This window comes from Thalassobellus sediminis, assembly GCF_044386045.1.
Classification (GTDB): Bacteria; Bacteroidota; Bacteroidia; order Flavobacteriales; family Flavobacteriaceae; genus Thalassobellus; species Thalassobellus sediminis.
In genome coordinates this window covers 786,045-800,463 of the sequence record NZ_JBISCD010000040.1, presented here as the reverse complement: position 1 = coordinate 800,463, position 14,419 = coordinate 786,045, and the positions used below count along the sequence as shown (strand labels likewise).

Genomic DNA, 14,419 nt, shown 5'->3' with positions numbered 1-14,419 from the left:
TTTTTTTTATTGAGTAACTTATCTTTAAATTTGCAGCTTATATAAAATTTATGGCACGCATACTTACAGGTATACAAAGTACAGGAACTCCACATTTAGGCAATATTTTAGGCGCTATTTTACCAGCTATTAAAATGGCTGAAAACCCAGAAAATGATTCTTTTTTATTTATTGCCAATTTACATACTTTAACTCAAATTAAAGATGCTAATGTATTAAGAGAGAACACTTACTCTACAGCTGCGACTTGGTTAGCATTTGGTTTAGATATTGAAAAAACCGTGTTTTACAGACAAAGTGATATTCCGCAAGTAACAGAATTGTCTTGGTATTTAAGTTGCTTTTTTCCTTACCAACGTTTAACATTGGCACATAGTTTTAAAGATAAAGCCGATAGACTAGAAGATGTAAACTCTGGTTTGTTTACTTACCCTATGCTTATGGCCGCCGATATATTATTATATGACGCCGAAATTATTCCTGTTGGAAAAGACCAATTACAACATATAGAAATGACTCGAGATGTTGCATCTCGTTTTCATGCTAAAGTAGGCGATACTTTTGTGATGCCAGAAGGCAAAATACAAGAAAACACCATGCTTATTCCAGGTACCGATGGTGAAAAAATGAGCAAAAGTAGAAATAACACGATTAATATATTTTTAGCCGATAAAAAATTACGCAAGCAAATCATGTCTATCCAAACAGATAGCACACCACTTGAAGAACCTAAAGACTGGAGTACTTGTAACTGTTTCGCTATTTATAGTTTATTAGCTTCTGAAGCAGACATAGCAATTATGAAAGCTAATTACGAAAATGGTAATTACGGTTATGGACACGCAAAACAGGCTTTATTTGAATTAATTGTTGAAAAATTTGCGACACAACGTGAGCGTTATAACTATTACATGAATAACCTTAACGAAATTGATAAAGCTTTAACACTTGGTGCAGAAAAAGCAGCGTTAGTAGCTAATGATGTTTTAGGGAGAGTTAGAGAGAAGGTTGGATACTAAACAACCTCAAACAATTTCCCTCGCAAAGGCCTAATAACGCCTTTTAATTCCATAGTTAATAAAATACTAGCTACTTTAAAAATAGGTAGATTACAACTTATTGCTATAATATCTAACTGTTGTTTATTATTATCTTTTAAGTAATTATAAATTACCTTTTCGGTTGCATCTAGCTCAACAAATAATTGCTTTTGGATAGCTGGTTTTTTATTGTCTTCTAATTGCCAGTTCAAAATATAAGGTACATCTACTGGCGTAGTAAGCATCTGTGCTTTTTGCTGTTTTATTAAATTATTACAGCCTACACTTTGGCTATCTGTTGTACGCCCCGGAACTGCAAATACATCACGATTATAAGAACTCGCAATATCGGCAGTTACTAAACTTCCACCTTTTTCGGCAGATTCTATAACAATAGTCGCTTCACTTAAACCTGCAATAACTCTATTTCGCTTTAAAAAATTGTTTCTATCAAAATGATCGCTACTCCAAAAATCAGTAAAAAATCCTCCATTATTTTCTACATCAACCATATATTTTTTATGTCCTTTTGGGTAAATTTGATTAAGCCCATGCGCTAAACAGCCTATTGTTTGTAAATTATGTTTTATTGCTGCTTTATGAGCTGTAATATCGGTTCCGTAAGCAAAACCAGATACTATAACAGGGTTATAAATTGCTAACTTTTCAATTAAATCTTCGCAAAACGCTATACCACTCGTTGTAATTTTTCTAGCACCAACAATGCTAATAATTCGCTGCTCTTTTAAATTAACTTGCCCAGTTTCAAATAATAAAATAGGCCCATCAATGCAATGTTTTAGTTTTTCAGGATAATTATCATCTTCAAAATACGATACTTTAATATCATTTCCATTTATAAAGTCTACTTCCTTTTCGGCTTCTATTAAATGTGTCGTTTCAAACAAATGGTTTAAAATAGTCGTACCAATACCATCAATTTTAAGAAGATTTTGTTTTTTTTCTTTTAAAACCGCTTCTGCAGAGCCACAATTTGAAATTAATTTTTTGGCTGTTATATCTCCTATATTGGGCACATGTTGTAATGCTAACGTATAAAGCAAATCGTTTTCAGTCATTCTATTCATTTGATTTTGAAACCACAATAAAAAAAGTTACTCAATAATTGAGATTTAAAATTTAAGTGTATATTTCAAATCTAAGCAATTTCTTTCAACTGTTTTATAATCTAAAACAAAAGAATCTATTAGTTGTTAATAAATACTTCATCTTAAATTTTATCTACAAGTATAATTTTTTAACTTTGTTTTCATGCAATTAGAAACCTACATAAGCGACTTATTATATAGATATGAATGTGTTACTATCCCTGAGTTTGGTACATTTTTAACACAACCGGTATCTGCGACGGTAAATAATAATACCAATGTTTTTTATCCGCCTAAAAAAGTCGTGTCATTTAATGAGCAAATTCAAAAAAATGATGGCTTATTGGCAAATTATATTGCTGATATAGAAAAAATTCCTTTTGAAATTGCAAATGAGAAAATTGCAAAACGTGTTAGCATCCTAAAAGACTTTTTAACACAAGGTGAAACTCTTACTTTTAAAAATATTGGAGAGATTGTTTTTAATACTGAAGGTAAAATTTTATTTGAACCTTCGTATCATTTAAATTATTTAACGGATGCTTTTGGGTTATCTCAATTTGTATCACCTTCAATTACAAGAGAAGATTATAAAGAAGAAGTTGAAGCTATTGAAAAAGTAACCCCGTTAACTATTACGCCTGAAAAACGTAAATCGAGACCTTACCTAAAATATGCAGCAGTTGCATTAATTGCTTTAACAATTGGTGGTTTTGCCGCTTCTAATTATTATGTTAATCAAATTGAAGAGCATAACCAATTAGCACAAGAAGAGGCTACACAACAATTAGACGCTAAAATTCAGCAAGCTACTTTTAATTTAAACCCGTTTCCTGCTATTAAACTTCCTGTTACTAAACAATCTGGAAATTTTCATATTGTAGCTGGTGCATTTAGAGTAGAAGAAAACTGCGATAAAAAAATTAAGCAACTTAAAGCTGATGGTTTTAAGGCCAGAAAAATTGGAGTTAATAAATATGGCTTACACCAAGTTGTTTATGCTAGTTACGAAAACAGACTTGATGCTTTAAAAGCGCTAAGAGATATTAAAAAATCACATAATAAAGATGCTTGGTTACTTGTAAACCATGATATAGAATCTAAAAACACTATAAGCAAAGGAAATATTGAAAAAACACTTCCTACTCAAACAAAGGTCATTAAAAAGACACTAGCAAACCAACAAGATAGTGTTAGTGATTACGTTTTTGAAGAAAACAGAAACATCATTAAAATAATCCATAATGTTACTACTGTAGAAAGTGGTTATTATTTAATGTTAGGTGCTTTTAAAGATTCCGAAAAAAGAGATGCTTTTTTAAACAAGCTAAGTTCTCAAGGACTATCTAACATCGGGTTTTTATTTGATGGAAAAAGTGCCATGTATTTTGTTTACAACAAAGAAAAATTTGACGATTTAGTATCAGCTAATAAATCCTTATCATTAAAAGGAAACCTATCCTATACAGGTAAGATGGCTGTAGTTAAAGTAGAAAATTAGATTTTATATCATCTAATTTATATTTAACTTGAATCTTCAATATCCTAAAAAGCTTTTTTACCTTTACATCTTTCACTTAAAAAGTTAAGATGCAAGCAAAAACACCCGAACAATCTAAAACAATACTTACCGATATGGTTTTACCTGGTGAAACCAATCCTTTAGGAAACTTATTTGGAGGCGAACTTTTAGCCCGCATGGATCGTGCTGCGAGTATTGCGGCTAGACGCCATAGTCGTCGTATTGTTGTAACGGCTTCTGTTAATCACGTAGCTTTCAATAGAGCGGTTCCTTTAGGAAGTGTAGTAACTGTTGAAGCTAAAGTTTCTAGGGCTTTTAAAACCTCTGTAGAGGTGTTTATTGATGTTTGGATAGAAGACAGAGAGTCTGGAAACAAAACCAAAGCAAACGAAGGCATATACACCTTTGTAGCTGTTGATGAAACCGGACGACCTATTGCTGTACCACCAGTAACTCCTGAAACCGATATAGAAAAAGAACGATTTGATGCTGCGCTTCGCAGAAAACAATTAAGCTTATTACTTTCCGGAAAAATAAAACCTAGTGAAGCTTCTGAATTAAAGGCTTTATTTGAATAATTAAACTTTTACAATTTTTAAAAGTCTTATAGTAGAATCAAATCTTAAAAAACTATGAGACCTATTATTCTATTTTTGGTATTTTGTATGATTAACTTATCATCATGTGCCACTCGTGTCGTTACAAGACCAGCAAATGTAACTGTTGTTAAAACAGCCCCAAGACATTATAAAGTTGTTAAAGTAAAAGGGAAACGCTATTATTTTTGGAATGGAAATCATTACAAAAAAACACGTAAGGGTTACGTAATTGTTAGGGTATAATTTTTATAAAAATATAAAATGTAACATCAAAAAATGATGTTACATTTTATATATCCAAGAAGCTGGGTTTTGGGTTGAACTTTCTTTAAAAATGCTAAAACTAAGAATAGTTTCACCGTTTGAAAAATTTGTAAAGACCTCTCCTATTTCTTGATTGGTTATAACCTTATCACCTTTTTTTACATATACTTTTCCCAAATTCTTATATGCTGTAAAATAATTTCCGTGTTGTACCATAACGACTGTATTCGCATTTTTAATAGCAATAACAGCAGTTACTTCGCCATTAAAAACAACATGTACTTTAGCTCTTTTCTCTGTTGCTATTCTAACACCATTACTTTTAATAGTCAATGATTTATTAATAGGATGAGGTTGTGTTCCGTAACGTAACTTCACCACCCCTTTTTCAACTGGCCAACCAAGTTTACCTTTATTAGATTCAAAATTTTTAGCCAAGGCTCTTCCTGCAGGCGTTAGAGCAAAAGTTTTAGAACTTGAAGATTTACCTGCCTTTTTGTTAGACTTAGCAATAGCAGCTCTAATTATATCATTAATCTGCTTGTCTATTCTATCTGCCTCACGTTGCTTTTTATTTATTTGGGCCGTGTATTTACTTAAATTACTTTTAATAGATTGCATTAAAGCTTCATGCTGCTTACGCTCTTGCTCTAACGATTTTTGCACCACTCTATTATCTGCTATCAACTTCTTTTTATCTTCTTGCTGCTTTTGTAAATCAATATTAGTTTTCTGTAATTCTTGCGTTTTTGCCTTTATAGTTTCGCCTTGTTCTTTCTGATGGTCTGAATATTGTTTAATATACTGTAAGCGCTTATAAGCTTGTTTAAAATTGTCTGAAGACAATAAAAACATAATACGGCTTTGTTCGTTTTTACTTTTATAAGACTTTACAATCATAGCAGCATAATCGTTCTTAAGCTGCTTTAATTCATCTCTAAGACTGGTTATTTTCTTTTGATTGCTATTAATCTCACGTGTTAAGAAATTAGCTTGCTGATTAGTAACTTTAATTAAGTTATTTAATACATTTATCTTATAATTAAAGTCCTCAATTAAGGATAGTTGCGATTTCTGTTTTGATTTATTTTCAATACGTAACTCGTTTATTTTTTGAATTTCTCTACGTAATTCTTGCCGACGTGTTTCTAACGCTTTTTGCTTATTATTTTGGGCAAAAGCAAACGTAGTACACATTAAAAAGAGTACTAAAAAAGATGTTTTATATGTTAGGTTATACCGTTTCATTAAAGGGTAATAGCTTTAAATCCCGATGGAATTTTAAACGGAAATCTTAAGTCTTGATTTAAAGACACCGATTTAAACTCTAAATCAATTATAGTTTCTTCATTAGCCTCAACAGCTATTATTTTTAAACGCTCTGGAAGCTTTTGCTTATCTACTTCTTGATACGATAAATAATCTATTTGTAAATGTCGTTGTTCTTTTGGTTGAGATATTTGTTGAGATTTCAACTTAAAATAAGAAGGGTCTAACAATAAAAAAAGCTCAAACAACTCACGCTGTTTTTTGGGTTGAAGAATATAAGTACCATCATCAACAGAGGCTTTATAAGATGCCTTTTCTAGATTAAACAACGATTCGCCCAACAATAAATTTTGAACCTTTGTAAAGTCTAATTCCGTACCCAACAACGCACTTAAATAAGCAAAATCACCTTCAAAATACGTATTATCTAACTTATTATAAAAACTAACTTTCTCAGGCGTAATTAATGCTTTTACAATTGAAAACGTAGCACTCATCCAAAGTTTTTCATCTTTTTTAACTCTAAAACTAACCGAATGTGTTTGAGTTTTATCGCCTTGTGTATAACTTATTTTAAGCTTAGACTGAAGCGTTTTAAAATCTGGTGTTTGTTTCGCATTTTCCTTTATAAGCTGCTTTGTCGATAAATTATAATTTGCTTGCCCACTAGTAACTGTTTTTGATGATTTACAGTTAAATAGAAATAGCACTAATAAGCTTAATATAATATGTGGAAATTTGTTCATTAATTTTGGGGTTGTAATTGTTTTGCTTTATCACTAAACGTTTTTGCTTTAGCGGTATTGTTTAATAAGGTATAAGCCTTACTTAATTGATTATAAAAATCGGTTTCCATTTTAAGGTCTTCGATAATATAATCAATACCCATTTCTAAAGATTCTATAGCTTCTTTCGGCTTATTTAATTCATTTAAAGTCACACCATGTATTAAATATAAAATAGGTTGCGACGGGTATTTTTCTAGTGCTTTACTACTTTTTTCTTCTGCTAATTTATACTGTTTTAAGTCTATTTGTAACAATAAAACGTTTCGTAAAATGGCGAAATTATTAGCATCTTGTTTCAATGCTAATTCAAAGTACTCTAAAGATTTTGCTTTATTATTTTTTGATAAATAATATTGCCCTAATTCAGACAATGATTTTTCATTATCATTGTCGCTAACCATAGAAGTAGCTTCAACTAAATCTGTCTCATATTCTGGATGCGCTTTCACAAAATTCACAAAATCAGATAACACTTTCTGTTTTGCTGCAGGTTTTATTTGCGTGCTTTTAACCACTATTTTCATAGATTCAATAGCCTTATCAGCATCATTTTTATCTAAATAAAACTTGTAAAGTGCTAAATGAACCAATTGCGATTCCGGATTTATCTTCAACAATTCTTTAGCCGTTTCAAAAGCTTTTTCCTTTTCATTGTTTTCGCTATAGCGGAAAATAAGGGCTAAATAATTAGACTCTTTATCGGGGTTACTTTCAACCCGTTCTTGTAAATTTTTAATTTGATCCTTTTTTCTACCCGTTGCCTTATAAATTTTATTGCGCATAACATCTCGTGCCACCGAAACACCAAACGCAGCATCCAATTCATCTAAAAGCTCTAAAGCATCATCATACTTTTTGGTTCTAACATATAAAGAAGCTAAATCTTCTTTATAATCTGGATGATATTTAACAAGTTGTTTAACCGTTTTAATAGCCTTATCATAATCATTTTGAGATACGTAATAACCATAAAGTTCATCTAAAAACCATTCGTTACCAGGATCTAAACTTACTGCTTTTTTTAAGGCATCTTCGGCAGCTCCAAAATTTTTAAGTTTTAAATTATTTTTACCTAATTCAAAATATAAAACAGGCACTGAATTATCTAATTCAATACATTTTAAAAGCGCATCAACCGATCGGTCGTAATTCTCTATCCCTTTTTGTTTTAAAGCTTCATAAAAAAGCTCTTGAAACTCATCTTCAAAATCACCTAAATCGTCATTTGGTTTTTTATTAAAATCTACTTGAGCATAGTTAATCTGCGGAAAAATTAACATTCCGAAGAGTAAAAAAAGTATGTAAAATCTTTGTTTCATTATTATACTATGCTTTCAATTTATTTGGGCGTTACCTTTATCCTGAATTAATTTCAGGATAAAGGTCGGGCTTTCCGCTATATCTTTTTTGTTTTTAGTGACAAAAAAGGATGCCGCATCAATCCCTAACGCAATTAAATCGTTTTCAAATAGTGTTCCAAACTCTAATTAACCAGACTCCCTTCTTCAAAGGAATAAATAAAAATTACTCTAATACCGAATAATCACCTATACTTATTGATGTAAAATTGCCATCATATTTTACATAATTACCAATCATAGCATCATCTAAATTAGCATTCTTAATACTAGTATTCGTTTGAATTAAACTGTTCTTAATAGTAGAATTCTCAATAACAGAATCATTTCCAATAGATACAAACGGACCAACAGTACTGTTATTAAGAACCACATTTTCTCCAATAAAACAAGGTTCTATTATTTTAGAATCGTTTAATTGCGCTGACGATACTACTAGTTGTTCTTCGGCATCTGCCTTTAAAAAGCCTAACATTCTTTGGTTTGTTTCAATAGTAATGGCTTTGTTTCCGCAGTCCATCCACTCATCTACAGTTCCTGTTTTAAACACTTTACCATCTGCCATCATACGTTTAATACCATCATTAATTTGGTATTCGCCGCCATTCATAATGTTTTCATCAAGAATTTCTTGTAGTTTATCTTTTAAAACTGCAACATCTTTAAAGTAGTAAATACCAATAACAGCTTGATCGCTAACAAAGGTTTCTGGTTTTTCTACCAGTTCAACAATTTCTTTATTGTCATTTAATTTTACAACACCGTAAGCTTCTGGATTCTCAACTTGTTTCGTCCAGATAACACTATCGGCAGTAGGATCTAAATCAAACTCTGCACGAATTAAAGTATCTGCATATGCAATAACCGCAGGCCCCGATAAAGATGGCTTAGCACACATAATAGCATGTCCTGTTCCTAATGGTTTATCTTGACGATAAATAGAGGCTTTCGCTCCTAAACTTTCGGCTAAGGCTTCTAAACTAGACACAACCTCGTCTCCAAACCAAGCAGGGTCACCCAATACAAAAGCAATTTCTTCAATAGGTTGTTTTAATACTTTAGCTATATCTTTTATCAGACGGTGTACAATTGGTTGACCTGCAACTGGAATTAATGGTTTTGGTACGGTTAAACTATGTGGACGTAAACGAGAACCTCGTCCTGCCATTGGTACTATTATTTTCATGCTTAATGTTTTTATCATTCCCTCGAAAGAGGGAATCTTTTAATTTAAACTTATATTTTTTAGTTGTGTTTCAAGAAACACCCCTAAAGTCCGCTCAAGGGGACAATTCTATTATTTTACCCCAGTACTACCAAAACCACCTTCACCTCGTGATGCTTCAGAAAGTGTTTCTACTTCTTCCCATTCGGCACATTCATGTTTAGCAATAACTAATTGTGCAATACGCTCGCCGTTTTCTATGATAAAATCTTCGTTAGAAAGGTTTACTAATATCACACCTATTTCACCTCTATAATCGGCATCAACGGTTCCTGGTGCATTTAAAACTGTAACTCCTTTTTTTGCCGCTAATCCACTTCTAGGACGTACTTGCGCTTCAATACCAGCTGGCAACTCTATAAACAAACCTGTTTTAACAATAGTTCTTTCTAATGGCTTTAATGTTATAGCTTCAGAAATATTAGCTCTTAAATCCATGCCTGCCGATGCTATTGTTTCATAATGCGGCAACTCGTGGCTGGATTTGTTTATAATTTTTATATTCATTTTATCTTTTTAATATCAGCTTAATTTGTTTTTTTTCAAACATAAATACAACTCCCAAAAATACGATTAACATAGAAATTCCAACAATATAATTCTCTCTAAATTTATAGAAGGATAAAACAGATAAGACTACTGATAGAATTAAATATGTTACTATTTTTTTTATATCATAAGGTATTGGATAATATTTCCTTCCGTAATAGTATGATAAAAACATCATGACTCCATATGCAGAAAGTGTAGCTATAGCAGAACCTTTATACCCTATAATAGGAATTAAAACAAAATTTAAAACTAATGTAATTAATGCTCCTAGTAAAGAAATATAAGCCCCATATTTTGTTCTATCTGTAACCTTATACCATACAGATAGATTATGATAAATACCTAAACAAAAATTAGCCATAAGAATAAGAGGTACAATCCACATCGCCTCATAATAAGCTTCACTTCTAATAATGTATGGTTTTAAAATATCAGCAAAAACAACAACTCCTAAAAGTATAACAGACCCAAATGCTATAAAAAACTCTAATATCTTTGCATAATTTTTTTGGGGATCTACTGTTTTAGAATGACTAAAAAAATAAGGTTCAATACCTAATCGAAATGCGGTTGCAAATAATGTCATGAACAAAGCTAGTTTATAACACGCCGAATACATTCCTATTTGTTCATCTGCTATACCTATTGGTAATAATTTTTTTAATAAAATTCTATCAAAAGTTTCATTAACCGAAAAAGCAATACCAGCAATTAATACTGGTATGGCATATGTCATCATTTTTTTCCATAAGAAAGTATCAAAACTAAACTTAATTTTTGCATAAAAAGGAAGCAATAACAACAATGTTACAGCACTAGCAATTAAGCCCGATATGAAAATATAATTAATTTCAAAATTTGGTTTATATAAACCTTCGAAAAAAGAACTATCTCTTGCTAATTCTTTCAAATAAAGTAAAAAGAAAACATTTAAACTTAAATTAATTACAACGTTTAAAATCTTAATAAGAGCATACTTCATTGGTTTTGCTGTAGCCCTTAACCAAGCAAACGGCATAATAACCAAGGCGTCTAACAAAAGAATAATAAAAACTAAATTTAAATACTCTAGTTTTATATTTATTAATTCAGAAATTTGATTTCTAAATAAAAATGCAATTCCTAATATAATTAGTGAGCTAAATATTAATGATAAGGATGATGTACTAGTAACTTTCTCTTGGTTTTCTTCTTTATTAAAAAATCTGAAGAATGCAGTTTCCATGCCATATGCCAAAACAACATTGAATAAAACAAAATAGGCAAAGACAAAAGATACAATTCCGTATTCTGAAACAGAAAGAACATCTGGACTTGTATATAACGGCACCAATATAAAGCTTAACATTCTTGGAAGCACAGTAGCTAATCCATAAAGAAATGTCTGTTTAAAAAGTGTCTTAAGTCCGCTCAATGATAGTATATTTATCTTGCTAAAAATACGTTTTTAGCAAATGCTAACCAAAGATAATCTATTGCTTTCTGGGAGGAGCACTCATAAAATTTTGAGTTTCCTTTTTTATAATTTTATCAATTTTAAAATAATGCGTTTTATTATTTAATTTATAACTAACTACACATTCGTCTTCTTTAAGTTGAAAAGGTGATTTTTTTGGAAGATTTGGAACTTTATTTCCATATTCAGCAAAACGATCGCTACTCATAATTATATCCTCTTTTTGATTTACAGATGTTTTAAAACGTCCAATAAAAATGGAATTATTACGATATTCTAACTTTGCCTCTTTACCTTTAAAAAAGACACTGTCTAGCATAATATTATTTGGATTAGACTCCATTGGAATAAAAATATTAAAACCAGAACCGCCACCTTTAACTCCAGCAACCCAAGATTGATAATAAACGTCTCCTAAATCTATTGGCAATGATTTATCTAGCTTTTGAGTTCCTGCACAGTTTGAAAAACTTATCATAGTAAAAACCACAAATAATAAGAATAGTATATTTTTAAATCTTTTCATTTTTAATCTTTTGAAGATTATAAAGATACTATTTCAAAATTGATGCCATAAAAAAGCCCCACTAAAAGTGAGGCTCAATTTTTAAGATGCTGAAACAAGTTCAACACAACTAATATTATTTATTCAAAGCTTCTGCTTTTTTAATAATTTGGCTACTCTACGATCCTCCTAATTATTAAGAGCTTCCGCACCACCAACAATTTCTAAAATTTCATTAGTAATTGCAGCTTGACGTGCTTTGTTATATGTTAATTTAAGCTGATCTCTTAACTCTGTTGCATTATCGGTTGCTTTATGCATTGCTGTCATACGCGCTCCGTGTTCGCTTGCAAAAGAGTCTCTAATACCTTTATATAATTGCGTTTTTAACGACTTAGGAATTAACTGCTCTACAATTTCTATTTTTGATGGTTCAAAAATATAATCTGCATTATTGTTTGCATCACCTTCAACAGGAACAATAGGTAAAAACTGCTCAGTCATTACTTCTTGAGTCGCAGCATTTTTAAATTTATTGTAAACTATTTCAATTTTATCGAACTCGCCAGCAACAAACTTAGCCATTAATTCTTCAGCTATTTCTGCAACATTTTCAAAGGTTAAATCATCAAAAATGTCACTTTTATTAGCAATTACAATATCTTGTTTACCAAAAGCATCATTAGCTTTTTTACCAACTGCTAAAACAGATACATTTTTTCCAGCATACACATTACTAATTAAGTGTTGTGTTTGCTTAATAATGTTAGAATTAAAAGCACCACATAAACCTCTATTAGAAGTAATAGGAACTATTAAAACATTTTTAACGTCACGTTGTGCAGAAAATTTACTTCCAGAATCCTCATCTAAAGTAGCACTTAAGCTTTGTAAAAGCTCTGTTAACTTATCTGCATAAGGACGCATTGCTGTAATAGCATCTTGTGCCTTCTTTAACTTTGCAGCCGATACCATTTTCATGGCACTGGTAATTTGCATCGTTGAAGATACTGATGATATTCTGTTACGTATTTCTTTTAGATTAGCCATAATCTCTTTTTGTCATTCCGAAATTAATACGGAATCTATTTTAATTGAACTTCAAAACATGAGATTCCTGCTTGCGCAGGAATGACAATTATGCTCTATATTTTCCTGACAAATCTTTTGCTACAGCTGTTAATGTATCTGTAACTTCATCAGTTAATTTACCTGCTTTTAATGTAGCTAAAACACCTGCGTGTTTCGCTTTTAAGAATTCTAAAAATTCACCTTCAAATTCTTTTACTTTTTCTACAGGAACATCTCTTAATAAGTTTTTAGATCCTGCATAAATAATAGCAACTTGATCTTCTACTTTAAACGGATCGTTTTGAGCTTGTTTTAAGATCTCAACGTTACGTTTACCTTTTTCAATTACATTTAAAGTAACAGCATCTAAATCTGATCCAAACTTAGCAAACGCTTCTAATTCACGGAACTGAGCTTGATCTAATTTTAAAGTACCAGATACTTTTTTCATTGATTTAATTTGTGCATTACCACCAACACGAGATACAGAAATACCTACGTTAATTGCTGGACGTACACCAGAGTTAAATAAATCTCCATCTAAGAAGATTTGCCCATCTGTAATAGAAATTACATTTGTTGGGATATATGCAGATACATCACCCGCTTGCGTTTCAATAATTGGTAAAGCAGTTAAAGAACCACCACCTTTTACTAATGGTTTTAATGAATCTGGAAGATCATTCATGTCCTTCGCAATTTCATCATTATTAATAACCTTTGCAGAACGCTCTAATAAACGAGAGTGTAAATAAAATACATCTCCAGGATACGCCTCACGTCCTGGTGGACGACGTAATAATAAAGATACCTCACGGTAAGCAACAGCTTGTTTAGATAAATCATCATAAACAATTAAAGCTGGACGACCAGTATCTCTAAAATATTCTCCAATTGCAGCACCTGCAAATGGCGCATAAACTTGCATTGGAGCAGGATCTGATGCGTTTGCTGCAACAATAGTAGTGTAAGCTAAAGCGCCTTTTTCTTCTAATGTTTTAGCAATTAAAGCTACTGTTGATGCTTTTTGACCAACGGCAACATATATACAATATACAGGCTCACCTGCATCGTAAAATTCTTTTTGATTTAAGATAGTATCAATACAAACCGCTGTTTTACCAGTTTGACGGTCACCAATAACCAACTCACGTTGACCACGACCTACAGGAATCATGGCATCAATAGATTTAATACCAGTTTGTAATGGCTCAGTTACTGGCTCACGGAATACAACACCAGGAGCTTTACGCTCTAAAGGCATTTCGTAAGTTTCACCAGAAATTGGTCCTTTACCATCAATTGGGTTACCTAAAGTATCTACAACACGACCAACAATACCTTCACCTACTTTAATAGATGCAATACGGTTAGTACGTTTTACAATAGAACCTTCTTTAACTCCTACTGAAGCTCCTAAAAGTACAATACCTACATTATCTTCTTCAAGATTAAGTACGATACCTTCTAATCCGCCTTCGAATTCTACTAACTCACCATATTGAGCGTTAGCTAATCCGTAAGCACGTACAATACCATCACCTACTGTTAATACTGTTCCAACTTCATCTAACGAAGCGCTAGCTTCGAAACCTGCTAGTTGTTGTTTTAAGATTGCTGATATTTCAGCTGGTTTTACTTCTGCCATCTTATTATTTATT

General features: G+C 31.6%; 14 protein-coding genes. 4 read left to right on the top strand and 10 right to left on the bottom strand.

What is annotated here, in order from left to right; all coding sequences use genetic code 11:
* The first annotated feature begins 50 nt into the window (after positions 1–50).
* Positions 51–1,019, top strand: coding sequence for a tryptophan--tRNA ligase (gene trpS / locus ACH5TW_RS10090; RefSeq protein WP_439336376.1), 969 nt, complete (start codon positions 51–53; stop codon positions 1,017–1,019).
* On the opposite strand, the gene dprA is transcribed toward trpS, so the two are convergent.
* Entirely contained in the window at positions 1,016–2,119 is a 1,104-nt protein-coding gene (gene dprA, locus ACH5TW_RS10085) for a DNA-processing protein DprA (RefSeq protein WP_439336375.1), read from the bottom strand. The two genes, trpS and dprA, sit on opposite strands and share 4 nt — an antisense overlap.
* Before the next feature lie 193 nt (positions 2,120–2,312).
* Here dprA and ACH5TW_RS10080 point away from each other — a divergent pair, with 193 nt between their 5' ends.
* The 3 genes from ACH5TW_RS10080 to ACH5TW_RS10070 all read left to right on the top strand — a co-directional run bounded on the left by ACH5TW_RS10080 (position 2,313) and on the right by ACH5TW_RS10070 (position 4,513).
* Entirely contained in the window at positions 2,313–3,650 is a 1,338-nt protein-coding gene (locus ACH5TW_RS10080) for an HU domain-containing protein (RefSeq protein ID WP_439336374.1), read from the top strand.
* Positions 3,651–3,739: 89 nt separating this feature from the next.
* Positions 3,740–4,249 (top strand): acyl-CoA thioesterase, encoded by a 510-nt coding sequence (locus ACH5TW_RS10075; RefSeq protein ID WP_439336373.1) that lies wholly within the window; start codon positions 3,740–3,742, stop codon positions 4,247–4,249.
* 54 nt (positions 4,250–4,303) lie between these two features.
* The gene (locus tag ACH5TW_RS10070; RefSeq protein WP_439336372.1) at positions 4,304–4,513 is read left to right on the top strand and encodes a DUF6515 family protein; all 210 of its coding nucleotides are present in this window, start codon (positions 4,304–4,306) and stop codon (positions 4,511–4,513) included.
* 39 nt (positions 4,514–4,552) lie between these two features.
* Here the strand turns inward: ACH5TW_RS10070 and ACH5TW_RS10065 are convergent, their stop codons facing one another.
* The 9 genes from ACH5TW_RS10065 to atpA all read right to left on the bottom strand — a co-directional run bounded on the left by ACH5TW_RS10065 (position 4,553) and on the right by atpA (position 14,406).
* Positions 4,553–5,782 carry a murein hydrolase activator EnvC family protein gene (locus ACH5TW_RS10065; protein WP_439336371.1) on the bottom strand — a complete coding sequence of 410 codons (1,230 nt, stop codon included), beginning with the start codon at positions 5,780–5,782 and terminating at the stop codon, positions 4,553–4,555.
* Entirely contained in the window at positions 5,782–6,549 is a 768-nt protein-coding gene (gene lolB1 / locus ACH5TW_RS10060; protein WP_439336370.1) for a lipoprotein insertase outer membrane protein LolB1, read from the bottom strand. The genes ACH5TW_RS10065 and lolB1 overlap by 1 nt, the downstream gene beginning before the upstream one ends.
* Entirely contained in the window at positions 6,549–7,910 is a 1,362-nt protein-coding gene (locus ACH5TW_RS10055) for a tetratricopeptide repeat protein (protein ID WP_439336369.1), read from the bottom strand. The genes lolB1 and ACH5TW_RS10055 overlap by 1 nt, the downstream gene beginning before the upstream one ends.
* Positions 7,911–8,115: 205 nt before the next feature.
* Positions 8,116–9,135, bottom strand: a complete 1,020-nt coding sequence (locus ACH5TW_RS10050) for a sugar nucleotidyltransferase (RefSeq protein ID WP_439336368.1) — start codon at positions 9,133–9,135, stop codon at positions 8,116–8,118.
* Between the two features lie 111 nt (positions 9,136–9,246).
* Positions 9,247–9,681, bottom strand: coding sequence for a dUTP diphosphatase (gene dut / locus ACH5TW_RS10045; protein WP_439336367.1), 435 nt, complete (start codon positions 9,679–9,681; stop codon positions 9,247–9,249).
* Position 9,682: 1 nt separating this feature from the next.
* The gene (locus ACH5TW_RS10040; RefSeq protein ID WP_439336366.1) at positions 9,683–11,140 is read right to left on the bottom strand and encodes an oligosaccharide flippase family protein; all 1,458 of its coding nucleotides are present in this window, start codon (positions 11,138–11,140) and stop codon (positions 9,683–9,685) included.
* A 58-nt stretch (positions 11,141–11,198) separates the two neighbouring features.
* On the bottom strand, positions 11,199–11,708 hold the full coding sequence (locus tag ACH5TW_RS10035; RefSeq protein WP_439336365.1) for a hypothetical protein: 510 nt from the start codon (positions 11,706–11,708) through the stop codon (positions 11,199–11,201).
* Between the two features lie 168 nt (positions 11,709–11,876).
* On the bottom strand, positions 11,877–12,737 hold the full coding sequence (atpG, locus tag ACH5TW_RS10030; protein WP_439336364.1) for an ATP synthase F1 subunit gamma: 861 nt from the start codon (positions 12,735–12,737) through the stop codon (positions 11,877–11,879).
* Positions 12,738–12,825: 88 nt separating this feature from the next.
* Complete coding sequence (gene atpA / locus ACH5TW_RS10025; protein WP_439336363.1) at positions 12,826–14,406, bottom strand: F0F1 ATP synthase subunit alpha; 1,581 nt, start codon at positions 14,404–14,406, stop codon at positions 12,826–12,828.
* Between the last annotated feature and the right edge of the window lie 13 nt (positions 14,407–14,419).